Source organism: Endozoicomonas arenosclerae, from assembly GCF_001562015.1.
In the GTDB taxonomy this organism is placed as follows: Bacteria; Pseudomonadota; Gammaproteobacteria; order Pseudomonadales; family Endozoicomonadaceae; genus Endozoicomonas_A; species Endozoicomonas_A arenosclerae.
This window is the reverse complement of sequence record NZ_LASA01000065.1, coordinates 71,095-96,127: the sequence shown is the minus strand read 5'-3', so window position 1 is coordinate 96,127 and position 25,033 is coordinate 71,095. Positions and strand designations below refer to the sequence as shown.

Sequence of the window (25,033 nt, the reverse complement as noted above, 5' to 3'; positions counted from 1 at the left end):
ATGTCTCAAGTCACTATGCGTGACATGCTCAAGGCTGGCGTGCACTTTGGTCACCAGACTCGTTTCTGGAACCCAAAGATGAACAAGTTCATCTTCGGTGCTCGCAACAAGATTCATATCATCAACCTTGAGCACACCATGCCTGCCTTTAATGAAGCTATGAGCTTCATTCGCAAGCTGTCTGAAGGTAAGAACAAGATTCTGTTCGTTGGTACCAAGCGTGCTGCCGGTAAAATCATCCGTGAAGAAGCTGCTCGCTGCGCTATGCCATTCGTGGCTCACCGCTGGTTGGGTGGTATGCTGACCAACTACAAGACCATTCGTCAGTCCGTTCGTCGTCTGCGTGACCTGGAAGTTCAGGCTGAAGACGGAACGTTCGAAAAACTGACCAAGAAAGAAGCCCTGATGCGCCGTCGTGATCTGGAAAAGCTGGATCGCTCTCTGGGTGGTATCAAGGAAATGGGTGGTCTGCCAGACGCACTGTTTGTAATCGATGTTGAGCACGAGCGCATCGCTATCCAGGAAGCCAACAAACTGGGCATTCCTGTAATCGGTATCGTTGACACCAACTCCAGCCCGGAAGGTGTTGACTACGTTATCCCAGGTAACGACGATGCGATCCGCGCTATCCAGCTCTACATCAAGGCTGCTGCTGATGTTATTCTCGAAGGTCGTGCGGCTGCCAATACTGGTGCTGAGAGCGAATTCGTAGAAGTAGAAGCGGAAGCAGAAGCTGTTGAAGCAGCTGAAGCCAAGGCTGACGACGGTCAGGAAGAAGCTAAGGAAGCTTGATTTTCTGAGCGTTTTGAAAAGGGGGCGTAGCCCCCTTTTTCAGATTTAAAAAAGCGTTTGTCATATCGGGATGGTCTTTGACAAGAGCTTCTGCATACGCAAGCTTCTGTGTATGTCTTAAAAGCTTGAAAGCTGTCCTGAACCCCTTATTTGAATATTTGCGAGAGGAACCCACCATGGCAGCAATTACTGCAGCACTGGTTAAGGAACTGCGTGAACGCACTAGCCTGGGCATGATGGAGTGCAAGAAGGCTCTGGTTGCTTCTGAAGGCGATATCGAAAAGGCGATTGAAGAGCTGCGTAAATCTGGTCAGGCTAAAGCCGCCAAGAAAGCAGGTCGTACTGCCGCTGAAGGTATTGTCGCTACCAAGGTTGCTGAAGACGGCACCTTCGGTGTAATGGTTGAAGTTAACTCCGAGACCGACTTCGTTGCTCGTGATGACAACTTCCTGAACTACGTTCAGAAAGTAGTGGATGCTGCTTTTGATCGTAAGGAAGCTGACGTAGCCAAGCTGATGGAAGGTGAGCTGGAAGAAGCTCGTCTGGCTCTGGTTCAGAAGATCGGTGAAAACATCGGTGTTCGTCGTATTGAAATCGTTGAAGGTGGCGTGATCGACGCTTACGTTCACGGTAATAAGCGTATCGCTGTTCTGGTTAGTCTGGACGGTGGTAACACTGAACTGGCTCGCGACGTTGCCATGCACGTTGCTGCTGTTAACCCTCAGGTGGTTAACAAGGACGACATGCCAGCTGATCTGGTTGAGAAAGAGAAGGAAATCTTCAAGGCTCAGGCTGAACAGTCTGGCAAGCCAGCTGAAATCATCGAGAAGATGATCGTTGGTCGTATCAACAAGTTCCTGGCTGAAAACAGCCTGACAGAACAGCCTTTCGTTAAAGATCCTGATGTTAAGGTTGGTGCTCTGGCCAAGAAAGCTGGCGCTACTATCACTGGCTTCGTTCGTTACGAAGTGGGTGAAGGTATTGAGAAAGAAGAAGTGGACTTCGCTGCAGAAGTTCGCGCTCAGGCTGGACTCTAATCCTGATACTGGTTATTACTGGTTAATGGATGGTGCCTGACCTGTTAGCTGAATAGACTCTTGGGAGTTTCTTCAGTAGGTCTGCAGGTTTATCCCTTATTCTGGTGTCTGAGCTAAAGATGACACTTAGAAGACCTTTAAAGTCTTCTCTCGATAAGCTGATTAGCGACGTTTTAACGACATATGTTAGCGGCTTATAAAAAGTGTCATAAGCTCATTCATCAGGGTGTGGGCTGAGCCGGCAGGCTGTCGGGGTCGGGTGCTTCTTCGCCTAACTCTGAATCGGAAAGCTGAAAATGCCGGCAAATGATCGACAACCGAAATACAAGCGCATTCTGCTCAAACTCAGTGGCGAGGCCCTTCAGGGAGAAGGGGACTTTGGTATTGATCCCAGTGTTCTTGACAGAATGGCCCTGGAGATCGGCCAGCTGGTAGGTATCGGCGTTCAGGTTGGTATCGTAATCGGTGGCGGAAACCTCTTTCGTGGAGCAGCGTTAAGTGCTGCTGGCCTTGACCGAGTGACTGGCGACCATATGGGTATGCTGGCCACCGTCATGAATGCTCTGGCCATGCGTGATGCCCTTGAGCGTTCAAACATCAATACCCGTGTCATGTCTTCCATTCCGATGGATGGTGTTCTTGAACACTATGATCATCGTCGTGCAATGCGCTACCTCAGTGGTGGTGATGTAGTGATCTTTTCTGCGGGTACCGGTAACCCTTTCTTTACAACAGATTCTGCGGCCTGCCTGCGTGGCATTGAGGTTGAGTCTGATGTCGTTCTGAAAGCAACCAAGGTTGACGGTATTTACGACAAGGATCCTGTCAAACACCCGGATGCAGTAAAGTTTGAATCCCTGACCTATGATGATGTGCTGGAGCGCAAGCTCGGGGTTATGGATTTGACGGCTATCTGTCTGGTCAGGGATCAGCAGATGCCTGTTCGGGTTTTCAATATGAATAAATCCGGTGCTCTGCTCAATGCAGTGGTAGGTGGCGAAGAAGGAACACTGGTCTCTGGGGAAAGTGTGGGTGATAAATGATTGAAGAAATTAAGCAAGATGCGCAAGAGCGCATGAGCAAAAGCGTAGATTCTCTGGATGGTGCATTTGCCAAGATTCGTACTGGTCGTGCTCACCCAAGTCTGCTGGATAGTGTTCGGGTTTCCTATTACGGTTCCGAGACACCCCTGAGTCAGGTATCCAATATCTCGACCGAAGATGCAAGAACTCTGGCCGTTCGTGTCTGGGAAAGACAGATGGTGCCTGATGTTGAAAAAGCCATTCTGAAGTCCGATCTGGGTCTGAATCCTTCTACTGCTGGTGAGGTGATTCGTATTCCTCTGCCACCACTGACGGAAGAAACTCGAAAAGGTTATACCCGTCAGGCTCGTCAGGAAGCTGAGAACGCGAAGATCGCTATCCGCAATATTCGTCGTGATGCTCTGGCTGATATCAAAGAGCTGGAGAAGGAAAAGGAAATCAGTGAAGACGATGAGCGTCGTGCACAGGATGATATCCAGAAGGTAACTGACCGATATATCGCTGCTGTTGATTCAGCGCTGGCCAGCAAGGAAAAAGATCTGATGGAAGTCTAAGGGCTTTCTCTTCTTTTTATAGGATTGCTCCTGATTAAACTCTGTTTAAAGAGTGGCGGATGACTTTACAGTGGCTGTCTGTTTGTCTTTTTAGAAAGGGTTTTAGGGCTTGGGAGTGAGTGCCTGGAGGAGCTTGCATTTTATTGTGAGCTCCTGCAAGGTGTTGTAAATAGATTGTTTTTTCAGATCAACAAACAGCCTTGAGCTGGAAATACTGTTCGTTCCGGACCATGAAGATGAGTGCAGAACATGGGAAGGCAGTATTTTTTATAGATAGTGAATGGCCATGATATCGCAAGAGGAAAACGGCAGCTTAGAGGGAGTTTCGATAAAGAAGTTGCCCCGCCATGTGGCCATCATTCTCGATGGAAATAACCGCTGGGCTAAACGACGAATGCTCCCCAGTCTGGCTGGTCATCGTGCTGGTGTTAAGGCAGTCAGGGAGGTGGTTGAAGCCTGTGGTGAAGTGGGTGTTGAAGTTCTGACTCTGTTTGCTTTCAGTAGTGAAAACTGGAATCGGCCAAAGAATGAGGTCGACGGTTTGATGGAGTTATTCCTGAGAACCCTGCGCAGAGAAACCCGTAAGCTCAAGAAGAATAATATCAGGCTTAAGATTATAGGCGACATAAGTCGCTTTAGTCCTGCAATTCAGGAACATATTGCTGAAGCAGAAGCCCTTACGGCGGACGAAGCGAAAGTGACATTAGTGATTGCTGCCAATTACGGTGGCATGTGGGATGTTGCTCAGGCTACACGCAAAGTGGCTAAACTGGTAGAGCAGGGAGAGCTGTCCGCAGATCAGATTGATGAATCAATGATCGGTGAACATCTGAGTACTGCAGGTTTGCCTGACCCTGATCTTCTAATCAGGACCAGTGGCGAGCAACGTATCAGTAATTTCCTTTTATGGCAGTGTGCCTACAGCGAATTTTATTTTACCAAAACCTTATGGCCGGATTTCGGTCGCAAGGAATTTGAGAGTGCGCTCCTGTCTTATGTGAATCGTCAGAGACGTTTCGGTAAGACCAGTGAGCAAGTGGAGGCTGAGGCTACGTGTTAAAACAGAGAATTCTCACGGCGGTGGTTCTGGCGCCATTAGCCCTGGCGAGTGTGATTTTCCTTCCTCCTTCTATTTTTTCGGTTCTTATTGCATTGGTCATCATGCTGGGAGCGTGGGAGTGGGCTAATCTGTCCGGTTTTGAAGATTCAATGACCCGGATAGGTTATGTGTTGCTGACAGGTGTGGCCTGTTGGCTCGTAAAAGATGTATCGGCTCACCTGCTGCTGGCTATTTCTGTGGTCTGGTGGCTGGTGGCCTTTGCTCTGGTTAAAGGCTATCCGGGCTCGGCTCGTTTTTGTAGCAGTCGGGTGCTGAGATTGGTCATGGGCTTTTTGACACTGGTTCCAGCCTGGTTCGCCCTTTCAAAGCTCAAACTTCATGATCAGCAGGGGTGGACTATTATTCTCGTCTTTCTTCTGGTTTGGGCGGCGGATGTGGGTGCCTATTTTGCTGGAAAAAATCTTGGTCGTCATAAGCTGGCGGAAAGGGTTAGTCCCAAGAAAACCATTGAAGGTCTGGTGGGCGGGCTGCTGATGTCACTGCTGGTAGCAGCTTGTGTAGGCCTGTATTTTGACTTTACTTTTGCCCGTGGGCTGGGTCTTTTAATGCTTTCCATTGCTGTGGTTCTGGTTTCAGTACTGGGCGATCTGTTTGAAAGCATGCTCAAGCGTGAGCGAGGAATAAAAGACAGTAGCAATCTGCTGCCGGGGCACGGCGGCATTCTGGATAGAATAGACAGTCTGACAGCAGCCATTCCAGTCTTTACTCTGGCTCTGGTTGTCAGCGGGAGTTGAGTATGCAACAGGTTTGTGTTCTGGGTTCAACCGGGTCGATCGGGAAAAGTACTCTGGACGTGATTGCCAGGAACAGTGAGCGTTATAGAGTGCGTTCACTGGTTGCATGCAGAAGTCACGATGCCATGCTGGAGCAGGTCAGAACTTTTCAGCCGGATTTTGCGGTTATGTCCGATCCGGCCGTTGCAGATCAGTTAAGGGTTTCTGTAAAAGAGGCCGGACTTAAAACAGAAGTGCTTGGTGGTACGCGCTCTGTGGCGCAGGTAGCGGCTGATTCCGAAGTCGATGTGGTCATGGCGGCCATTGTCGGGGCGGCAGGGCTGTTGCCAACATTGGCAGCTGTAAAATCGGGTAAGAAGGTTTTGCTGGCTAACAAAGAGGCACTGGTGATGACCGGTGCTCTTTTTATGGACTCAGTTAAAGAGTCAGGCGCCCAGCTATTACCCATTGATAGCGAGCATAATGCGATTTTTCAGTGTCTGCCTCACGGATACCGTGATGGTTTGGGAAAGGTGGGTGTGAGAAGAATCCTGCTGACAGCTTCTGGCGGACCTTTCAGGGATGTGCCTGTAGAGATTTTGCCTACAGTGACTCCGGATCAGGCTTGTGCTCATCCGAACTGGAGTATGGGACGAAAAATTTCAGTTGACTCGGCCACAATGATGAATAAGGGGCTTGAGTTTATAGAAGCTTGCTGGCTTTTTGGTGCTCGTCCCTCTCAGGTTGAAGTGGTGATTCACCCTCAAAGCATTATTCATTCCCTGGTCGATTATGATGATGGTTCTGTGTTGGCTCAGATGGGTAATCCTGACATGAGAACGCCCATTGCTCACGCCATGGCCTGGCCTGAACGAATTCAGTCAGGTGTAGAACCACTGTCTCTGGCTGATGTAGGCAGGCTGGATTTCCAGAAGCCTTGCATGAAACGTTTCCGCTGTTTGCAGTTGGCACAGGATGCCGCTTCAACGGGTGGTACGGCTGCAGCCATGCTTAATGCAGCAAATGAAGCGGCTGTAGAAGCTTTTCTGGGTGACTATCTTCGCTTCGACCGCATTCCCGATGTGATTGATGCTACCCTGCAGGCACTTCAGGTGAACAATGCAGGTGATATTGAACAGGTGCTGGATGCTGATCGCAGGGCAAGAAGTCATGCAAAAAACCAGATAGAGCGGTGGTGCAAGTCGGCTTGATCAGGAAGGTCGTTGAATAGGACTTAAAGTCATATAATTCGCTGTTCTTCTGGCGATATTCTATTTACAGTCGTACTTTAAACATAAAATACTGCCAGTCGCAGCTGTTGTGACAATTGGGGCTAAAGGCGGTTCAAGGTAGAAAGGCAGGCGTGCCGGAGGTTAGGTAGCGCGACATGATATTCGGAACTTTACAGACGTTTCTGGCTTTTGTCATAACGCTGGGGATTCTTGTCAGTATCCATGAGTTCGGGCACTTCTGGGTGGCCCGTCGCTGTGGTGTTAAAGTGCTGCGCTTTTCAGTGGGGTTTGGTAAGCCGCTCTGGAAAAGAACGGATCGTCATGGAACAGAATATGTTGTTGCCGCCATTCCTCTGGGTGGTTATGTCAAGATGTTGGACGAGCGTGAAGGACCTGTGCCTGAAGCTGAGAAAGATCAGGCGTTTAACAGTAAGCCGGTTCTGTCTCGTATTGCGATTGTTGCTGCAGGTCCTATAGCCAACTTTCTGCTGGCCATTGTCGCACTTTGGCTTATGTATGTTCTGGGGGTTAAGACAGTACTGCCCCAGGTTGAAAAGGTAGTGCCGGATTCACCTGCTGCCCTGGCAGGTATTCAACCGGGTGATGAAATTGTACGGATAGGCTCGACAGATACTCCAGGCTGGCAGCAGGTTAATATGGAGCTGTTGTCGTTCATTGGCGAGAATCGTTCTATTGATGTCACCGTAAGGTCCGGTATACCGGGTGAAAAGCCCGAGGGTAGTGAAGTCATCAAGCAGGTTCCATTGAACGACTGGTTGGTGGGGCAGGAGGATCTTAATCCTGTCAAATCATTGGGCGTTGTGCCTTACTCACCACAGATTCCAGCTGTGGTAGGTCAGGTGGTTGCTGGTGGAGCCGCTGAGCAGGCGGGTCTGGTCCCCGGTGACAAGATACTTAAAACCAATGGTGAACCTGTACAGGATTGGCTGGCTTGGGTTAATCTGATTCGTAGCCATCCGGGTAAGACCCTGCAAGTCGAAGTAGAGCGTAATGGCAGTATTCAGCAGCTTGCTATTACACCGGGCGAAAAAGAAGTAGAAGGCCAGCGTATTGGTTATATTGGTGCAGGAGTTCAATCGGTATCCTGGCCAGACGATATGATCAGAACGCTGCAATTCAATCCACTGTCAGCTGTTCCCAAAGCGGTTGAGACTACGTCAGCCTTGACGGGAATGACTCTTGAGTCTCTGTGGAAGATGGTGGTAGGGCTGGTTTCGGTAAAAAACTTGAGCGGTCCGATTACCATTGCTAAAGTGGCTGGCGCATCCCTGCAATCAGGGTTGGAGAATTTTCTCTATTTCCTGTCAATGTTGAGCGTCAGTCTCGGGGTTTTGAATTTGCTGCCCATTCCTGTACTGGATGGAGGACACCTGTTGTTTTATCTGGTGGAGTGGGTCAGAGGCAAGCCTCTATCTGAAAAAGCCCAGTTGGTTGGGTTGAAAATTGGGGTGACTCTGGTGGTCAGTGTAATGATGCTGGCTCTTTATAACGACATAAGCCGGCTATTCTGATGCGAAAAACCAGAGTAAAAGATGAACACGGACTAAGAACGGATTCCATGAAGCGATCACTGTTGTCTCTGCTGATTGGCTCAATGGCCTATGCGTCAGGCGCCAATGCTTTTGTAGTGTCTGATATCCGGATTGATGGCCTGCAGAGGGTTTCAGCCGGGACGGTATTTAATGCGTTACCCATAGAAGTGGGGGACGATATTGAATCCGTGCAGATTTCCAGTGCAGCTAAATCCCTGTTCCGGACAGGGTATTTCAAAGATATTCAAATGGCCAGAGACGGTGAAGTCCTGGTGATTTCGGTTATTGAGCGACCTTCCATCAGTGAAATCGTCATCAAGGGTAACAAGGCTATTAAGACGGAAGACCTTAAGCAGGGTCTTAGCAAGTCGGGGCTGGCAGAAGGTGAAATCTTTCAGCAGGCTACTCTTGAAGCCATCCGGCTTGAGCTGGAGCGTCAGTACGTTGCCCAGGGGCGTTATGGTGCCAGTATTACTGCAGAAGTCGAAGCTCAGCCTCGTAACCGCATCAAACTGACCATTAATGTAAAAGAAGGTAAGGTTGCAACGATTCGACATATTAATGTCGTAGGCAACACGGTCTTTCCTCAGGAAGAAGTTGTTGATCTCTTTGAGTTGAAAGAGAGCGGCTGGTTCTCATTCTTTGGTTCCAGTGACAAGTATTCCAGAGAAAAATTGTCGGGTGACCTTGAGCGTCTGCGCTCTTACTACCTTGATCGTGGTTATATTAATTTCAATATTCGCTCAACTCAGGTATCTATCAGTCCGGACAAACAAAGCGTATTTATTACTGTCAACATTGATGAGGGTGATAAATATACGGTGAGTGATGTCAAACTGGCGGGTGACCTGATCATTCCTGAAGAAGAAGCAGAACGGTTGCTTTTGGCCAAGCCAGAGCAGGTTTTCTCTCGCAGGGTGATTACGACTACGGAAGAAATTCTGAGCAGGCGTCTCGGTAATGAAGGTTATACCTTTGCCAATGTTACCGGTATTCCAACACCGGACCATGAAAAGAAAACCGTTTCCCTGACCTTCTTTGTTGATCCTGGTAAGCGGGCTTATGTTCGCAGAATTAACTTCTCAGGGAATACCAAAACAGAAGATGAAGTTCTGCGTCGTGAAATGCGTCAGATGGAAGGGGCTTCTGCTAATACTCAGAAAATTGAACAGTCCAAGGTTCGTCTGGAGCGTCTGGGTTACTTTAAGGAGGTCAATGTTGAAACGCCTCCGGTTCCCGGTACCAGTGACCTCATTGATGTCAATTACACAGTGGAAGAGCAGCCTTCCGGCAGTATTACTGCCAGTGTGGGTTATTCCCAGTCGGATGGCTTGTTGCTGGGTGGCTCGATCAGTCAGAATAATTTCCTGGGTACCGGTAATAAGGTTTCTGTCGGCCTGAACAAGAGTGATGTCAGTCAGCTTTATAACTTAAGCTTCACCGACCCTTATTACACCGTTGATGGTGTGAGTCGTGGCTTTAGTGTATTCCATCGTTCTTACGACTACAGTAATACCGATATTTCAAATTACGCAGCAGACACTACCGGCGCAAACGTAAACTTTGGCTATCCCATTTCTGAAACACAGTCCATCAGTATGGGGTTGGGTGTGGATGCCACCAGTATTAAAACCGGTACTGAAACGCCGGATTATATTCTGGATTACCTGAAGGCCAACGGTGACAGCTTTACGAATCTGAAGGCTACTCTGGGCTGGTCTGAAAGTGAGTTGAACCGTGGATTGTTGCCAACCCGTGGTTATTCTCAGAGTGCCTCTGCACAGGTTACCATTCCGGGTTCCGACGTCAGCTTCTATAAACTGGTTTATAGAGGCCAGTACTTCCAGCCTATTACCCAATCCCTGACCGGTCGTGTATCCACTCGAATAGGTTATATTGGTGCTTACGGCGATACGACTGACATCCCGTTCTTCGAGCACTTCTATGCTGGCGGTTTTGGTTCTGTAAGGGGTTACAAAGATAACTCTCTGGGTCCCAAGGCTAAAGAGAAGAATGGCAGTGACTATAACTCCATTGGTGGTGATCTGGTGATCGAAGGTACTGCGGAAATTCTGTTCCCGCTGCCTTTCGTAAAAGATCAGCGTTCTCTGAGAACCAGTCTGTTCTTTGACTTTGGTAATGTGTTTGACACCAGCTGCCCCAGCGGTGATATCAAGGATTGTTCAAATCCTGATTTTAAAGAACTGCGCTACAGTGCGGGTATTGGCCTGACCTGGATTACACCGCTTGGTCCATTGACATTCAGTCTGGCTAAGGCGTTGAATCCAAAAGGAGAGGACGAGACCCAAGTGTTTGCCTTCTCTCTGGGTACACCTTTCTGATCGTTTGAAAGCCGGCCAGAACTTTTCTGGCCGGTTTTTTTCTGACTCTTTCTTTTTATCTTATTTGAACCTGCTAAGTAGGGACTCTCGTGCAAATTTTTTGCTGGGGACAGATTTTTCATAATCAGATGTAAGGGTTCAGTTATTACGGATTGTGTAAAGGCAGTGCAGCATTAAATAGATGCGATATAGTGTCTTTTCATTATAATGAAGCCATTCACGAACACTGCTGTTGAGAGGCAATCGAGAAGCTCTGGTCATCATCGTTCGACTTTTGGCGGTGTGTAGAGCGATCACCCTCTGTTTAGTGGATTGTTCTGGCTTAGATTTAGCGTTTTTTTTCAGGAGAATGAACTTGAAATCGATCAAACTGGCGTTTATTGCTTTACTGATGCTCTCTCCATTGGCTCAGGCTCAGAAAATTGCCGTTGTGGACTCAGAAATGGCCGTATTGGAGTCTGATGCCGCTAAAAAATATGCCAAAGAAGCAGAAAAGCTGTTTGCTCCAAGAATCAAGCAATTGAAATCCTTGCAGGATGAAATCAAGGGTCTGGAACAAAAACTGCAGAAAGACGGTCCTACCCTGACAGAAAGTCAGCGTGATAACCGTCAGCTTGAAATCAAGCGCAAGTTTGAAGATCTGCAGCTGCAGGATCGTCAGCTGCGTGGTGAGAAGGCTCGTTCCGATCAAGCTGAGCTGGGCAAGATGAGACCAAAGCTTGAAAAAGCCATTGATGAAGTTTCCAAAGAGCAGAACTATGACCTGGTTCTTGAGCGTGGAGCAGCCCGTTTCGTCAAGCCTGAGTTGGACATCACCCGTAAGGTGATAGAGCGCATGAACAAGTTGAAGTAATCCATGAAGCAGTCTTTTTCCTATACCCTGTCTGAACTTGCAGGCAGGGTGTGTGCTGAGCTGAAGGGGGATGCAGGACAGCTGATCTCCGGCTTGAACACCCTTCAGGGTGCCAGTGCTGGAGATTTGGCTTTTCTGGCAAATCCAGCCTATGCCCGCTATCTGGAAACAACGGGCGCCAGTGCTGTCATTCTGGCTCCTGCCCAGGCAGAAACCTGGACAGGTAATGCCCTGATACTTGAAAACCCCTATCTGGGCTATGCTTCCTTGTCGCATCTGTTTGATACCGACAGAGGCAAGCCTGTTGGTGTACATCCGTCTGCTGAAATTGCATCCGATGCTGAGATTCATCCTACGGCGGCTATAGGTCCAAAGGTGGTGGTGGAGTCTGGAGTGCAGATTTCAGAGGGTGTCAGGGTCGATACAGGTGCTGTCATCGGGCATGACTCAGTGATTGGCAGGGGCAGTCATATCTGTCGCAATGTTACTGTCTGCCATGGGGTGTTCATTGGTGAGCGCGCTATCATTCATGCCAATGCTGTAATTGGTGCCGACGGGTTTGGTAATGCCCGTGCTGACGGCAAGTGGCATAAAATTGCCCAGATTGGTGGTGTAGTCATCGGTGATGATGTTGAAATAGGTTCCTGTACCTGTATTGATCGCGGCGCTCTGGGCGATACCATTATTCATGAGGGTGTGCGCATTGATAACCTGGTACAGGTGGCTCACAACGTTGTGATTGGCAAGCATACGGCTATTGCGGCAAATGTGGGTATCTCAGGCAGTACACGAATTGGTGAATATTGCACCATTGCCGGTGCAGCGGGACTTGCAGGTCATATTACCGTTGCTGATCATGTGCATTTGTCTGGTATGGCTATGGTCACCAAGTCCATTACCCAGCCAGGTGCCTATGCATCGGGTACCGGGATTATGGAAGCCGGAGAATGGCGGAAGAATGCAGTCCGGTTCAGAAAGCTGGATGACATCGCGAAACGTTTAAAGCAGTGCGAGCGTCGGCTCGATAACTGAATGAGAGAGTGTCCTGGTATACCCTGACGAGGGCACTGATACCTAAAAAGGCTGGTTTACCAGCCTTTTGTTGTAAGCAGACAGGTATTAAATGCAGTCATGAAGTCTGCATTGGCGGATTTTACTGGCCAACCTATTGAGTTGAATTGCATGATCAATATTGAGGAAATTCAGTCCATTCTTGCGCATCGCTACCCTTTCCTTCTCGTGGATAGGGTGGTTTCTGTAGATCTTGAGAAAAATGCGATTGAATGCCTCAAGAATATCACTGTTAACGAGCCGCAGTTTACCGGTCATTTTCCCGATCATCCCATTATGCCTGGGGTTCTTTTGATTGAGTCCATGGCGCAGGCAGCTGGTATTCTGGGATATCAGATGAAAGCTAGAGAGGAAAAGGACGGCAGTATCTATTATTTTGCCGGTGCTGATAAAGTCCGATTTCGTCAGCCTGTATTGCCTGGTGACCAGGTCGTTTTGAGGGCTGAATTTGTGGCGATGAAAAGAAATATCTGGAAATTTTCCTGCCAAGGCTTGGTTGATGGTAAGATAGCCTGCTCTGCTGAAATAACCTGTGCAAGAAAGGAACTATAGTCTTGATTGATTCCCGTTCCAGCCAAGAATCAAATGCTGTTCAAGGTGAGTTTATCCACCCGACAGCAGTCATCGATCCGAGCGCAACCCTCGCGCCGGATGTGAAGGTCGGACCCTATGCCGTTATTGGCGCTAATGTTGAAATTGACTCTGGAACAGAAATTAACGCCCATGTCGTGATCAAAGGGCATACCAGAATCGGCAGAAATAATCGTATTTTCCAGTTTGCCAGTGTTGGTGAGGATTGTCAGGATCTGAAATATGCAGGTGAGACAACCTGGCTGGAGATTGGCGACAATAATGTGATTCGTGAAGGCTGTACCATTCATCGTGGTACAACTCAGGACAGTGCGATAACCCGTATAGGCAGTAATAATCTGCTTATGGCCTACGTTCATGTGGCTCACGATTGTATTGTGGGTAATAACATCATAATGGCTAACAATGCCACGCTTGCAGGTCATGTAAGAGTCGGTGATGGTGTCATTCTGGGTGGTTTTACCACAGTTCACCAGTTTTGTGTCATTGGTGATTACAGTATGAGTGCAGCGCACACGGCTGTTTTCAAGGATGTTCCGGCCTTTGTCATGGTCAGTGGTAATCCTGCCAAGGCGCATGGTATGAATTTTGAAGGCATGAGACGGCGTGGATACAGTCCTGAACTGATTCGTGAATTACGTCAGTGCTACAAGCTGATCTACAGGCAGGGTCTGCGCACCAATGAAGCGTTGGATCGTCTTGAGTCTATGGATCAGCAGCCTGAAATCCAGTTGCTGATTGATTCCCTCAAAGCGTCTACCCGCGGTATTACTCGCTGATCCAAAGACTGATCTGTTTCCCCTCCGTTACCTCTGTATTGATTTCCTGTTTCAAGTTTGATCGCTCAGAGGTTATGGCGGGGGTTTAGTTTGTCCTCAAGCCCATGATTTCGTTAGAGTGGCAATAAGCTACATCTTCAAAGGTGATAAAAAGGAATGTCCAGAACGCTGTCATTTGCTCTGGTGGCCGGAGAGGCCTCAGGGGATCTTCTTGGTGCTGCTCTGATTCGGGAGATCAAAAAGCATCATCCCGATGCCCGTTGTTATGGGATAGGTGGTCCCATGATGATGGCGGAAGGGTTTGAAAGCCTTTTTCCCATGGAGCGACTTTCTGTCATGGGGTTGGTAGAAGTTTTGGGTCGCCTTAAAGAGTTGCTGGGTATTCGCAAGCAGTTAAAAGAAACTTTTGTGGCCCAAAAGCCCGATGTGTTTATCGGGATTGATGCCCCTGATTTTAACCTGCCACTTGAGAAATATCTGAAAGCAAACAAGATTCCTACGGTGCATTATGTCAGCCCTCAAGTCTGGGCCTGGCGTGAAGGTCGTCTGAAAAAAATCAGACGTTCAGTGGATCATATGCTGGCACTGTTACCTTTTGAGGCAGATTACTACAAAGGTCATGGAGTGCCCGTCACTTTTGTAGGTCACCCGCTGGCTGATCAGGTTGACTGGGAGCCGGATGCCACAGAGGCAAGAAAAAAACTGGGTATCGATGAAGAAGGTACCGTAGTTGCGCTGCTTCCCGGTAGCCGAAAAGCTGAAGTAGGTCGTCTGGGTGATCTGTTTTTAAAAACGGCCCGGCTGCTCAAGAAAGATCATCCGGATATTCGCTTCCTTATTCCTTGTGCCAGTGAGAAAAGAAAACTTCAGCTACTTCCCATGCTGGAAGGCTTTTCAGATCTTGATGTCACTGTTGCTGTGGGAAAAGCGTCCGAAATGATGGCTGCGGCAAATGCCATTCTGATTGCCTCTGGCACTGCAACACTTGAAGCAGCTTTGCATAAAAGACCTATGGTAATCAGCTACCGAATGGCCTCTCTGAGTTTTGCCATTCTAAGTCGTCTGGTAAAAGTTGAGCATGTCGGTTTACCCAACTTGCTGGCCAAAGAGCCATGTGTGCCCGAGTTGTTGCAGGACGATGCTACACCCGAAAAACTTCATGAAGCTATGACCAAAGCATTGGATGATCAGCAGTGGCGATCCCATCTGGTGCAGGAGTTTACGGGGATTCATAAAACATTGAAACGTGATGCCAGTGCGCTGGCTTATCAGGCTGTCATGTCAGTTGTAGGAAAGTACGATGCAGCAGAATGAGATGGATTTATTTTCGTCCCCTGAAACATTAACTCTGGTTTGTGGTGTTGATGAAGTGGGTCGCGGACCTCTCTGTGGGCCGGTAGTAACTGCAGCCGTGATTCTGGATCCTGAGAATCCCATTGATGGTCTGAATGATTCAAAAAAGCTTTCTGAAAAGAAGCGGGACCTGCTTTTTGATGAAATTAAAGCCAAAGCGCTTTCCTGGTCAATAGGACGGGCCGAGGTTGAAGAGATAGATGAACTCAATATTCTCCACGCTACCATGTTGGCCATGCAAAGAGCAGTTGCAGGTTTGTCGGTTAAGCCTGAACTGGCATTGATTGACGGCAATCGTTGTCCGGAATTACCTTGTCGTGCTGAAGCTGTGATCAAAGGAGATGGTCGAGTACCTGAGATAGGCGCGGCCTCAATCCTTGCTAAGGTCACTCGTGATCGGGAAATGGCAGAACTGGAAAAGATGTACCCGGGCTATGGTATGGGTGGGCATAAAGGCTACCCAACAAAAGTGCACATGGATGCATTAAAAAAGCTGGGTGCGACGCCTATTCATCGTCGTTCATTCAAGCCAGTACGAGAAGCGCTTGAAGCTTCTGAAGCTGTTCAGATATCTAACTGATAAACTGACAGAAATGCAGTGAGAGTTACAGCCTTTAGCTTGTAGCTCTTTCGCGTTAACGTATAGTGATGACTAATCCCTTCTTAACCGGATCAATCTAATACCATGCCTGCACGTTTCATACATCTGAGACTTCACACAGAATTTTCCCTGAGCGATGGCCTGGTTCGCATCAAACCTCTGATTAAGGAAGTGGCTGAGCAAGGCTTTCCAGCCGTTGCTGTGACCGATCAGTCGAACCTCTGCTCACTGGTGAAGTTTTATAACGGTGCTCAGGGGGCGGGCATCAAGCCAATCAGTGGTGCTGACCTTTGGATAACTCATCCTGATCCTGAGCACGAACCGGTCCGGATTGTACTGCTTTCCATGAGTGAGAAGGGGTATAGGAATCTGACAGAGCTGATCTCTCAGTCGTTTCTGGAAAATCAGGTACATGGCAAGGCGATTGTTAAAAGAGAATGGGTTCAGGAAAAATCGGAAGGATTGATTGCTTTATCCGGTGCCAAAGAAGGGGATGTAGGACAGGCGATTCTCAGCGGAAATACTGAGCTGGCTGGTTCGCTTTTGACAGAATGGATGGAAGCATTCCCGGGTCGCTATTATCTCGAGCTCCACAGAACTTTTCGCGGAGGCGATGAGGCATGCCTGCACGGTTCTGTTGCATTGGCTGAGCAGTACAATTGTCCCGTTGTGGCAACCAATGATGTGATGTTCATCAACAAGGAAGACTTTGAAGCTCATGAAGCCCGTGTCTGCATTGGCGAAAGCTCGACTCTGGACGACCCTCGTCGTGTTAAGCGTTACAGTGAAGAACAGTATCTGAAGTCTGAAGAAGAGATGGTTGAACTCTTCTCGGATATTCCTGAAGCTCTGGAAAACTCAGTTGAAATTGCACGCCGCTGTTCGGTTTATGTGCATCTGGGTGAATACTTCCTGCCTGAATTCCCGATCCCGGAAGGGATGACCATGGATGAGTTCTTTCGAAAGTTCTCCCATGATGGCTTGACTGAGCGTTTGCAGTCCATTCTGGAACCCTCTGATCCCGAGTACGCAAAAAAAGAAAAAGTGTACCGGGATCGACTGGATTTTGAACTGGATATCATCCTGCAAATGGGATTTCCAGGCTACTTCCTGATCGTAATGGACTTTATTCAGTGGTCCAAGAATAACGGTATTCCGGTAGGTCCGGGTCGTGGTTCCGGTGCTGGCTCTCTGGTGGCCTATGCACAAAAGATTACTGATCTTGATCCTATCCAGTACGATCTTCTGTTTGAGCGATTCCTGAACCCTGAACGGGTTTCGATGCCTGACTTTGACGTTGACTTCTGTATGGATGGTCGAGACAAGGTGATCGACTATGTGGCCAGAACCTATGGCCGCGATGCAGTTTCCCAGATTATTACCTTCGGAACCATGGCTGCCAAGGCGGTAGTCAGGGACGTAGCGAGGGTACAAGGGAAATCCTATGGTCTGGCAGACCGTCTCTCGAAAATGATTCCCTTCGAGATTGGTATGACCTTGAGCAAAGCCTTTGAGCAGGAGGCTATGATCAGGGATTTTCTTGATGTCGATGAAGACGGCAAGGAAATCTGGGATATGGCCCTTAAGCTTGAGGGTGTCACCCGAAATGTGGGTAAGCATGCGGGTGGTGTTGTTATTGCGCCGACCAAATTGACGGACTTTGCTCCACTGTATTGTGATGAAACCGGCAGTGGTGTGGTGACCCAGTACGACAAGAATGATGTTGAGTCAGCCGGACTGGTTAAGTTTGACTTCCTGGGGCTGAGAACCCTGACCATCATCGACTGGGCTCTGAAGATGATCAATCCCCGCCGCCAGCAGCGTGGCGAGGATGAGCTCGATATCATGATGATCGATCTGGAGGATAAATTCTCCTACGACATGCTCAAGCGAGCGGAAACCACAGCGGTGTTCCAGCTTGAATCCAGGGGCATGAAAGATCTGATCAAGCGTCTGCAGCCTGACTGTTTCGAAGACATTATCGCCCTTGTAGCACTGTTCCGCCCCGGCCCGCTGCAATCGGGCATGGTAGATAACTTCATCAACCGGAAGCACGGTCGTGAAGAGTTGTCCTACCCCGATGCTCAATACCAGCATGAATGGCTTCAGCCGATTCTCCAGCCTACCTACGGCATTATCCTGTATCAGGAACAGGTTATGCAGATTGCTCAGGAGCTGGCAGGTTATACCCTGGGTGGTGCAGACATGCTGCGTCGTGCCATGGGTAAGAAAAAACCCGAGGAGATGGCCAAGCAGAGATCCATTTTTGAAGATGGAGCTAAATCCAAAGGGGTTGATGGCGAGCTGGCCATGAAAATCTTTGACCTGGTGGAAAAGTTTGCCGGGTACGGTTTTAACAAATCTCACTCAGCTGCCTATGCCCTGGTTTCCTATCAAACGCTCTGGTTGAAAGCGCACTATCCGGCGGAATTTATGGCTGCGGTTATGAGTTCGGATATGCAGAACACCGACAAGGTGGTGACCTTTATTGAAGAGTGTCGTGAGATGGAACTCACAGTCTTGCCACCGGATGTGAACAGTGGCGACTATATGTTCGGTGTTAACGATGATGGCCATATTGTTTATGGCCTGGGAGCGATCAAAGGGGTGGGTGAAGGACCCATTGAGTCGATCGTTGAGGCGAGAAAGGCTGGTGGGCCGTTCAAGGATCTCTTCGACTTCTGTGAGCGTGTGGATGCCAAGAGTATTAATAAGCGTGTGCTGGAAGCTCTGATTCGATCCGGTGCTGTTGATCTGTTGGGCCCCATTCCAGGTAAGAAGTCTAAATACAACTTTAACCGTGCTGTGCTTGAGGTCAGTCAGCCTGAAGCTATGAAAGCTGCTGATCAGGCGGCTAAAAGTTTCGATTCGGGTCATGGTGATCTTTTTGGAGCACTGGTTCCGGCAGGCGAAGAAAATGTCTACGACAAGTATCAAAAGGTCGAGGAGTGGACAGATAAAGTCCGGTTGAGTGGGGAGAAGGATACGCTTGGTCTTTATCTTACCGGTCATCCCATTGATGAATATGAGCATGAAATAAAGCACTTTATCCGTAACCGTATTCGTGATCTTCAGCCTGCCAGAGGCGAGAGCCAGAATATTGCCGGGCTGGTTGTGGCCATGAGGGTTATGAAGAACAAACGCGGCGACAAGATGTGTTTTGTAACATTGGATGATCGTACTGGTCGAATCGAAGTGTCTATCTTCGCGGACGTCTTTGAACAGTGTCAGGCCCTGATTAAAATGGATACGGTGATCGTGTTTGAAGGGGAAGTCAGCTTTGATGATTACTCTGGCAGTTTGAAGGTTCGAACCAAGAAAGCGATGAACCTGATAGATGCCCGAAGCTACTATGCCCGGCGGCTGCTGGTGGATTTGAGCAGTCAGCAGGTTGATCGGGAGTTCCATTCCAAAATGTCTGGGTTGCTGGGACAGCACCCCGGGCGATTACCGGTTCAAGTTAATTACTTCCGTGAGGATGCCTCTGCCAGTGTTCAATTGGGCGAACAATGGAATGTCAGTCCAAGTGATGAACTGGTGCTCGGATTAAGGCAGTGGCTGGGCAAGGAATCAGCGAAAGTAGAGTATCAGTAACGGACGCTTACGCTTTTTAACTCGACATATTGATCGCTTTTACGTATTTTTCTTGACAAATTTATGTGAAAAGCAGTTTCTGCTCAGGTGCTTGAAACCAGCTGCTGTAGATTGCTTTTCTTTTGATATAGGCATTTTTGATTATTTAGCGCCTGAAGCTTTGTGAATTTGCTCAAAGCTTCCGTACGATGCGTCAGATCAGGTTCATTGGGGTGGGCTGTTTAATTCCAGAGAAACCGACTGGCCTTTGTCATTGTATTGCTGATGCTGAACGCTTGAAGTGGAATCTATGAACCCGAACTATCTGGATTTTGAACAGCCGATCGCTGAGTTGGAAGCAAAGATCGAAGAGCTGAGACTGGTCAGCAGCGATGCCGAACTGAATATTACTGATGAAATCAGCCGCCTGCAGGACAAGTGCAAGACCCTGACTGAGCAGATCTTTTCTGATCTTTCTGCCTGGCAGGTGGCACAGTTGTCCAGGCATCCCCGTCGTCCCTATACACTGGATTATGTTCAGCACCTGTTTACGGAGTTTGATGAGCTTCACGGTGACAGGCACTTTGCTGACGATCCTTCCATTGTGGGCGGTATTGCTCGTTTTAATGGTCGTCCGGTGATGATTATTGGCCATCAGAAAGGCCGCGAAATCAAAGAAAAAGTACTGCGTAACTTTGGTATGCCAAAGCCTGAAGGCTATCGTAAGGCCTGCCGTTTGATGGAAATGGCTGAGCGTTTCAAAATGCCGATCATGACCTTTATTGATACACCGGGCGCTTATCCCGGTATCGGTGCTGAAGAGCGTGGTCAGAGTGAAGCTATTGCTTATAACCTGGCCGTGATGTCCCGTCTGAGAGTGCCCATTATCTCTACCGTCATTGGTGAAGGGGGTTCCGGTGGTGCTCTGGCTATTGGTGTTTGTGATCAGCTACTGATGCTCAAGAACTCTATCTATTCTGTTATTTCTCCAGAGGGGTGTGCTTCTATTCTCTGGAAGAAGTCAGAGTATGCCTCGACAGCTGCGGAGGCAATGGGTGTGACCGCTGGGCGCTTAAAAGAGCTGGGGCTGGTAGATCGTTTAGTTGATGAGCCTCTGGGTGGTGCTCACAGTCATCCAGAAATCATGGCAACGGCTCTGGGTAAGGCTTTGGAGGAAGAGCTTCAGAAACTGGAATCCATGGACGCTGATGCTTTGATTGAAAGCCGTTACAAGCGTATCAGGGATTACGGCGCGGTCTGATGACTGAGCAGCCTCTGCGGCAATACCTTTTCTCTCAGATTGAAGCCATTGCTGGGCAACCGTTGACGGTTGCCTATAGCGGTGGCGTTGATTCCACTGTCCTCCTCCACCTGCTGGTTTCTCTTAAGCAGCAGGGGCTGATTAAATCTCTTACCGCGCTCCACATTCATCATGGTTTAAGTGTTAATGCAGATCGCTGGGCTGATCATTGTAAGGGGTTGTGCTCGCAGTGGGATGTTCCTTTGAAAGTGGTGCGGGTGTCTATTGAAGACTCATCTGATATAGAGCGTCAGGCACGAGAAGCGCGATATGCGGTCTTTGAAGAATATTTGCCTGAGGGCGGTTATTTGTTGATGGGGCACCATCAGGATGATCAGGCAGAAACGGTTCTGTTTCGATTGCTGCGTGGAAGTGGGCTTGATGGTGTTGCCGGTATGTCTGTCAGCAGAAAGTTAGGTCATGGTTATTTGTTAAGGCCTTTGTTGAATATTAGTCGTCAAGCTATTGAAAAATATTCAAAAAATAACAGGCTTGTTTATGTCGAAGATGACTCGAATACTGACCAGCGCTTTCGTCGAAATTTCATTCGTCACAATCTAATGCCCCAGATCGAAGCCCAGTGGCCTGGTGTAGCTACTCGTCTTGCTCGTTTCTCTGAAGATGTTACTGAGGCCAATGATTTGCTCTTGAAGCAGACTGAAAGACAGGCTCAGGTAATCATTCAGGCTCCTCCTTCCCGTTTATGGGGCAGTCGAAAGATTATTGATATTGAGGCTCTCGAGAAACTGGATGATGCTTCTGCTCGCAGAGTTGTTCGATTCTGGTTGGCTAATCATGGTGTGAATATGCCAGACAGGGTGCGTCTTCAGAGCGTGTTCGGTGATCTGATCAATGCCAGTGAAGGTGCGGATCCTATTGTTGACATTGAGTCTTTTCAGTTGCGCAGGTTTTCAGGAAAGCTGGTACTTGTTCCCAAGTCGGCAGAGAGTGAGCCGGCGGATGAAGTGATTTGGAACTGGCAAGAGCAGAGTAGACTTCCATTGCCTTGTTCCGGAGGCGTTCTTTCAGTTGAGCCTTGTGGCGGTGTTTCTCTCCCGGCTGCAGGGGTGAAGGTCTTGAGTCGATCTCAGCTGCCATCTGGACTCAAAGTGGCTGCTAAGGGGCGGAGAGGGCGTAAAACCATCAAACGCTGGCTGCAGGACTATCAGGTGCCTCCCTGGGTCAGGGAGATTATTCCTTTTGTTTTTTATGAGGATGAGCTGGTGGCTTTGCCCGGTGTTTTCGTGACTGAAAAATATGGCTGTGAGGCAAAGCAAGGGTATCAATTGATCTGGAAGCCCTGATTTTTGACTGGCCAGATTGATGATCGTACATTCGTTATCTATTTTTCTCGAGGTGGGATTTTGGGGCAGGACAGAACTTTCTCGGTATTTTTGCAGTATCTGTTTTACGTTTAGCAGTGATTTTGGTATCCTGATCTCCCATCTTGAGTATTCATTTTTTCACCCCGCATTAAGAGTCAGCAGATACTAATGACGCGTTATATTTTCGTCACGGGCGGTGTTGTTTCCTCATTGGGCAAAGGCATCGCATCGGCTTCCCTCGCAGCTATCCTTGAGGCTCGTGGTCTTAAGGTTACGATGCTCAAACTGGATCCCTACATCAACGTTGATCCAGGCACTATGAGCCCGTTCCAGCACGGTGAAGTCTTTGTTACTGAAGATGGCGCTGAGACCGACCTCGATCTGGGCCATTATGAGCGCTTTGTGCGCACAACCATGAAGCAGGGTAACAACTTTACCACTGGCAGGGTTTATCAGGACGTACTGCGTAAAGAACGTCGTGGTGACTATCTGGGCGGTACAGTACAGGTTATTCCTCATATCACCGATGAGATTAAGCGCCGTGTTGTTCAGGGTGCCGGTGATGCAGACATTGCCATGGTTGAAATCGGTGGTACCGTAGGTGACATTGAGTCCCAGCCTTTCCTTGAAGCCATTCGCCAGTTGAAGGTGGAGCTGGGTTCTTCCAGAGCCTTGTTGATGCACCTGACCCTGGTGCCCTACATCAAAACAGCCGGTGAAACAAAGACCAAGCCTACTCAGCACTCTGTTAAAGAGTTGCGTTCTATTGGTCTTCAGCCAGATATTCTGGTGTGCCGCAGCGAGCAGTTTATCGAGGCGTCAGCCCGTCGCAAGATCTCTCTATTCACCAACGTAGAAGAGCGTGCTGTTATCTCACTGGAAGATGCAGATACTATCTACCGTATTCCACAGATGCTGCATGAGCAGGGTCTGGATCAGATTGTTGTAGAGAAGTTCGGTCTGGATACACCTGCAGCTGATCTATCCGAATGGGCTGATGTTGTTGATCGTGACACCCATCCAGAAAAAGAAGTGACCATTGCCATGGTGGGCAAATACATGGAACTTCTTGATGCCTACAAATCCTTGATTGAAGCGGTACGCCATGCCGGTCTCAAGACCCGCACCAAAGTGAATATCCGTTATGTCGATTCTGAACTGCTTGAGCAGGAAGGACTGAGTCGTCTGGAAGGTGTTAATGCCATTCTGGTACCGGGTGGCTTTGGGCATCGTGGTGTTGAAGGCAAGATTCAGGCCGTTCGCCATGCCCGTGAGCAAAAGATACCTTATCTGGGTATCTGTCTGGGTATGCAGGTGGCTGTTATTGAATATGCTCGTAACGTTGCAGGCCTGGAAGGCGCCAACAGTTCTGAGTTTGATCAGAATGCAGAACATCCGGTAATAGGTCTTATTACTGAGTGGTTGTCTTCTGAAGGTGCTGTTGAGACCCGTACAGAAGCGTCTGACCTCGGTGGAACTATGAGGCTGGGTGCCCAGAACTGTAATGTTCAGCCAGAAACGCTGGCTCATGCAGCATACGGTTCTGATGTCATCACTGAGCGTCATCGTCATCGTTATGAGGTGAACAATAATTATCTGGAGCCTCTTGAGAACTCCGGTCTGGTGATTTCAGGTCGTTCTGAAGACAATGCCCTGGTAGAAATGGTCGAAGTGAAAGAGCATCCGTGGTTTGTGGCTTGTCAGTTCCACCCGGAATTTACTTCTACACCAAGGGATGGTCATCCACTGTTCAAATCATTTATTGAAGCTGCGCTGGATTACCAGGCTCAACAGGATTGAGGGTAGAGTATGTCTGAGCAGAAAGTGGTTGCGGTAGGAAGTATCCAGGTAGCCAATGACAGGCCTTTTGTACTGTTTGGTGGTATGAATGTTCTGGAATCCCGTGACATGGCCATGAAGGTGGCTGAGCATTATGTGTCTGTTACAGAGAAGCTGGGTATTCCCTATATTTTCAAGGCTTCCTTTGATAAGGCTAACCGCTCTTCCATACACTCATACCGTGGTCCGGGTATGGAAGAAGGTCTGAAGATCTTTCAGGAGTTGAAAGAGACCTTTGGTATGCCAGTTATAACTGATGTGCACGAAGTGCATCAGTGCCAGCCTGTTGCTGAAGTGGCTGATGTAATACAGCTCCCGGCTTTTCTGGCGCGTCAGACTGATCTGGTGTATGCCATGGCCAAAACGGGTGCAGTGATTAATGTGAAGAAACCTCAGTTCCTGAGTCCTTCGCAGATGGGTAATATCGTTGACAAGTTTGCTGAGGCAGGCAATGAGAAGGTGATTCTCTGTGAGCGGGGCTCGTCTTTTGGTTACGATAACCTGGTGGTGGATATGCTGGGCTTTCGTACCATGAAGGAAGTCAGTGGTCAGTCTCCGGTCATATTTGATGCTACTCATGCGCTGCAGTGTAGAGATCCTATGGGGGCTGCTTCTGGTGGTCGTCGTCATCAGGTGACTGAGTTGTCTCTTGCAGGTATGTCTACACGTCTGGCAGGTTTGTTTCTGGAATCTCATCCTGATCCGGATTCTGCCCGCTGTGATGGTCCCTCTGCTCTGCGCTTATCTCAGCTTGAAGGTTTTCTGAGTCAAATCAAGGCTATAGATGATCTGGTTAAATCGCTACCAGAACTGGATACTCACTGAGTTGGTTCTATTTGATTACAAAAAAACCGTCCGTTAGGGCGGTTTTTTTGTATCAGCAAACTGTCATTATGATTTCTATATTGTGATCTATGTAATTCTTAGGCTTTGAAGCTCGGTCTTGAATGGAGAGCTGTCATTTTTCGGAAGTGTTCATTGCTTATCATCACTGTGATAGCAAGAGGTTAGGGTGAATTCATATGTTAATTTCTGCGTTCTCGGTGTTGCTATTTGCAATAGTTGATAACCCGCTCGGAGTTGGTATAGTGGCCGCATCGTAACGTTGGGGAAAGCAGAAAACAGTCCCATTGGATAATGGCATTGCGTCCTTGTGTTAGTACTATTATCCAATCAGGCTGGGACCGTTGATTCAACAGATGAAAGCCTGAAGATTCAATGGCCTGCAGAATGATCCCTCATGGCTCGAACTATCGAGCATATTTCCCTTCATAGACGATTGTATTATGAAAAATATTTTGTCTTGCTGTTTTCAAATATTTGGGTGATGCAAAGTATTTTTCGTTGGCTATCGGCATTTGT

At 48.5% G+C, this 25,033-nt stretch carries 20 protein-coding genes; all 20 read left to right on the top strand.

Annotated features, from left to right (window positions below):
- Positions 1–792 carry a 30S ribosomal protein S2 gene (gene rpsB, locus WG89_RS09550; RefSeq protein WP_062264768.1) on the top strand — a complete coding sequence of 264 codons (792 nt, stop codon included), beginning with the start codon at positions 1–3 and terminating at the stop codon, positions 790–792.
- Between the two features lie 176 nt (positions 793–968).
- Complete coding sequence (gene tsf, locus WG89_RS09540; protein WP_062264763.1) at positions 969–1,829, top strand: translation elongation factor Ts; 861 nt, start codon at positions 969–971, stop codon at positions 1,827–1,829.
- A 296-nt stretch (positions 1,830–2,125) separates the two neighbouring features.
- The gene (pyrH, locus tag WG89_RS09535; protein ID WP_062264760.1) at positions 2,126–2,872 is read left to right on the top strand and encodes a UMP kinase; all 747 of its coding nucleotides are present in this window, start codon (positions 2,126–2,128) and stop codon (positions 2,870–2,872) included.
- Positions 2,869–3,426: a ribosome recycling factor gene (frr, locus tag WG89_RS09530; protein WP_062264758.1), complete on the top strand. Its 558-nt coding sequence runs from the start codon at positions 2,869–2,871 to the stop codon at positions 3,424–3,426. Before pyrH ends, frr begins: the two co-directional genes overlap by 4 nt.
- A 286-nt stretch (positions 3,427–3,712) precedes the next feature.
- A complete protein-coding gene (uppS, locus tag WG89_RS09525) occupies positions 3,713–4,486 on the top strand; it encodes a polyprenyl diphosphate synthase (protein WP_062264810.1) in 774 nt (257 codons plus the stop codon).
- Positions 4,480–5,280: a phosphatidate cytidylyltransferase gene (locus tag WG89_RS09520; RefSeq protein ID WP_062264755.1), complete on the top strand. Its 801-nt coding sequence runs from the start codon at positions 4,480–4,482 to the stop codon at positions 5,278–5,280. The genes uppS and WG89_RS09520 overlap by 7 nt, the downstream gene beginning before the upstream one ends.
- Before the next feature lie 2 nt (positions 5,281–5,282).
- Positions 5,283–6,470 carry a 1-deoxy-D-xylulose-5-phosphate reductoisomerase gene (gene ispC, locus WG89_RS09515; RefSeq protein WP_216638459.1) on the top strand — a complete coding sequence of 396 codons (1,188 nt, stop codon included), beginning with the start codon at positions 5,283–5,285 and terminating at the stop codon, positions 6,468–6,470.
- Positions 6,471–6,646: 176 nt separating this feature from the next.
- The gene (gene rseP, locus WG89_RS09510) at positions 6,647–8,023 is read left to right on the top strand and encodes a sigma E protease regulator RseP (RefSeq protein WP_062264750.1); all 1,377 of its coding nucleotides are present in this window, start codon (positions 6,647–6,649) and stop codon (positions 8,021–8,023) included.
- 47 nt (positions 8,024–8,070) lie between these two features.
- Positions 8,071–10,386: an outer membrane protein assembly factor BamA gene (bamA, locus tag WG89_RS09505; RefSeq protein WP_062264808.1), complete on the top strand. Its 2,316-nt coding sequence runs from the start codon at positions 8,071–8,073 to the stop codon at positions 10,384–10,386.
- 355 nt (positions 10,387–10,741) lie between these two features.
- The gene (locus WG89_RS09500; RefSeq protein ID WP_172806763.1) at positions 10,742–11,239 is read left to right on the top strand and encodes an OmpH/Skp family outer membrane protein; all 498 of its coding nucleotides are present in this window, start codon (positions 10,742–10,744) and stop codon (positions 11,237–11,239) included.
- Between the two features lie 3 nt (positions 11,240–11,242).
- The gene (gene lpxD, locus WG89_RS09495; RefSeq protein WP_062264744.1) at positions 11,243–12,271 is read left to right on the top strand and encodes a UDP-3-O-(3-hydroxymyristoyl)glucosamine N-acyltransferase; all 1,029 of its coding nucleotides are present in this window, start codon (positions 11,243–11,245) and stop codon (positions 12,269–12,271) included.
- Positions 12,272–12,421: 150 nt separating this feature from the next.
- Positions 12,422–12,862 carry a 3-hydroxyacyl-ACP dehydratase FabZ gene (gene fabZ / locus WG89_RS09490; RefSeq protein ID WP_062264802.1) on the top strand — a complete coding sequence of 147 codons (441 nt, stop codon included), beginning with the start codon at positions 12,422–12,424 and terminating at the stop codon, positions 12,860–12,862.
- A 2-nt stretch (positions 12,863–12,864) separates the two neighbouring features.
- A complete protein-coding gene (gene lpxA / locus WG89_RS09485; RefSeq protein WP_079253750.1) occupies positions 12,865–13,680 on the top strand; it encodes an acyl-ACP--UDP-N-acetylglucosamine O-acyltransferase in 816 nt (271 codons plus the stop codon).
- Between the two features lie 156 nt (positions 13,681–13,836).
- Entirely contained in the window at positions 13,837–14,994 is a 1,158-nt protein-coding gene (gene lpxB, locus WG89_RS09480; protein WP_062264742.1) for a lipid-A-disaccharide synthase, read from the top strand.
- A gap of 1 nt (position 14,995) precedes the next feature.
- Entirely contained in the window at positions 14,996–15,613 is a 618-nt protein-coding gene (rnhB, locus tag WG89_RS09475; RefSeq protein ID WP_062264800.1) for a ribonuclease HII, read from the top strand.
- 105 nt (positions 15,614–15,718) lie between these two features.
- The gene (dnaE, locus tag WG89_RS09470; RefSeq protein ID WP_062264740.1) at positions 15,719–19,228 is read left to right on the top strand and encodes a DNA polymerase III subunit alpha; all 3,510 of its coding nucleotides are present in this window, start codon (positions 15,719–15,721) and stop codon (positions 19,226–19,228) included.
- A gap of 289 nt (positions 19,229–19,517) precedes the next feature.
- Positions 19,518–20,468, top strand: a complete 951-nt coding sequence (locus tag WG89_RS09465) for an acetyl-CoA carboxylase carboxyltransferase subunit alpha (protein WP_062264738.1) — start codon at positions 19,518–19,520, stop codon at positions 20,466–20,468.
- Positions 20,468–21,811, top strand: coding sequence for a tRNA lysidine(34) synthetase TilS (gene tilS, locus WG89_RS09460; RefSeq protein WP_062264736.1), 1,344 nt, complete (start codon positions 20,468–20,470; stop codon positions 21,809–21,811). Before WG89_RS09465 ends, tilS begins: the two co-directional genes overlap by 1 nt.
- 189 nt (positions 21,812–22,000) lie before the next feature.
- Positions 22,001–23,632, top strand: a complete 1,632-nt coding sequence (locus WG89_RS09455) for a CTP synthase (RefSeq protein WP_062264733.1) — start codon at positions 22,001–22,003, stop codon at positions 23,630–23,632.
- A 9-nt stretch (positions 23,633–23,641) separates the two neighbouring features.
- Positions 23,642–24,496, top strand: coding sequence for a 3-deoxy-8-phosphooctulonate synthase (gene kdsA, locus WG89_RS31120; protein WP_062264729.1), 855 nt, complete (start codon positions 23,642–23,644; stop codon positions 24,494–24,496).
- Positions 24,497–25,033: the final 537 nt, after the last annotated feature.

Excerpts from the sequence above, each read along its gene's own strand:
- dnaE (WP_062264740.1), top strand. The coding sequence starts at position 15,719 with ATGCCTGCACGTTTCATACATCTGAGACTTCACACAGAATTTTCCCTG.
- lpxB (WP_062264742.1), top strand. The coding sequence starts at position 13,837 with ATGTCCAGAACGCTGTCATTTGCTCTGGTGGCCGGAGAGGCCTCAGGG.
- tilS (WP_062264736.1), top strand. The coding sequence starts at position 20,468 with ATGACTGAGCAGCCTCTGCGGCAATACCTTTTCTCTCAGATTGAAGCC.
- rnhB (WP_062264800.1), top strand. The coding sequence starts at position 14,996 with ATGGATTTATTTTCGTCCCCTGAAACATTAACTCTGGTTTGTGGTGTT.
- pyrH (WP_062264760.1), top strand. The coding sequence starts at position 2,126 with ATGCCGGCAAATGATCGACAACCGAAATACAAGCGCATTCTGCTCAAA.
- bamA (WP_062264808.1), top strand. The coding sequence starts at position 8,071 with ATGAAGCGATCACTGTTGTCTCTGCTGATTGGCTCAATGGCCTATGCG.
- ispC (WP_216638459.1), top strand. The coding sequence starts at position 5,283 with ATGCAACAGGTTTGTGTTCTGGGTTCAACCGGGTCGATCGGGAAAAGT.
- rpsB (WP_062264768.1), top strand. The coding sequence starts at position 1 with ATGTCTCAAGTCACTATGCGTGACATGCTCAAGGCTGGCGTGCACTTT.
- fabZ (WP_062264802.1), top strand. The coding sequence starts at position 12,422 with ATGATCAATATTGAGGAAATTCAGTCCATTCTTGCGCATCGCTACCCT.
- rseP (WP_062264750.1), top strand. The coding sequence starts at position 6,647 with ATGATATTCGGAACTTTACAGACGTTTCTGGCTTTTGTCATAACGCTG.
- lpxD (WP_062264744.1), top strand. The coding sequence starts at position 11,243 with ATGAAGCAGTCTTTTTCCTATACCCTGTCTGAACTTGCAGGCAGGGTG.
- kdsA (WP_062264729.1), top strand. The coding sequence starts at position 23,642 with ATGTCTGAGCAGAAAGTGGTTGCGGTAGGAAGTATCCAGGTAGCCAAT.
- WG89_RS09465 (WP_062264738.1), top strand. The coding sequence starts at position 19,518 with ATGAACCCGAACTATCTGGATTTTGAACAGCCGATCGCTGAGTTGGAA.
- uppS (WP_062264810.1), top strand. The coding sequence starts at position 3,713 with ATGATATCGCAAGAGGAAAACGGCAGCTTAGAGGGAGTTTCGATAAAG.
- WG89_RS09455 (WP_062264733.1), top strand. The coding sequence starts at position 22,001 with ATGACGCGTTATATTTTCGTCACGGGCGGTGTTGTTTCCTCATTGGGC.
- tsf (WP_062264763.1), top strand. The coding sequence starts at position 969 with ATGGCAGCAATTACTGCAGCACTGGTTAAGGAACTGCGTGAACGCACT.
- frr (WP_062264758.1), top strand. The coding sequence starts at position 2,869 with ATGATTGAAGAAATTAAGCAAGATGCGCAAGAGCGCATGAGCAAAAGC.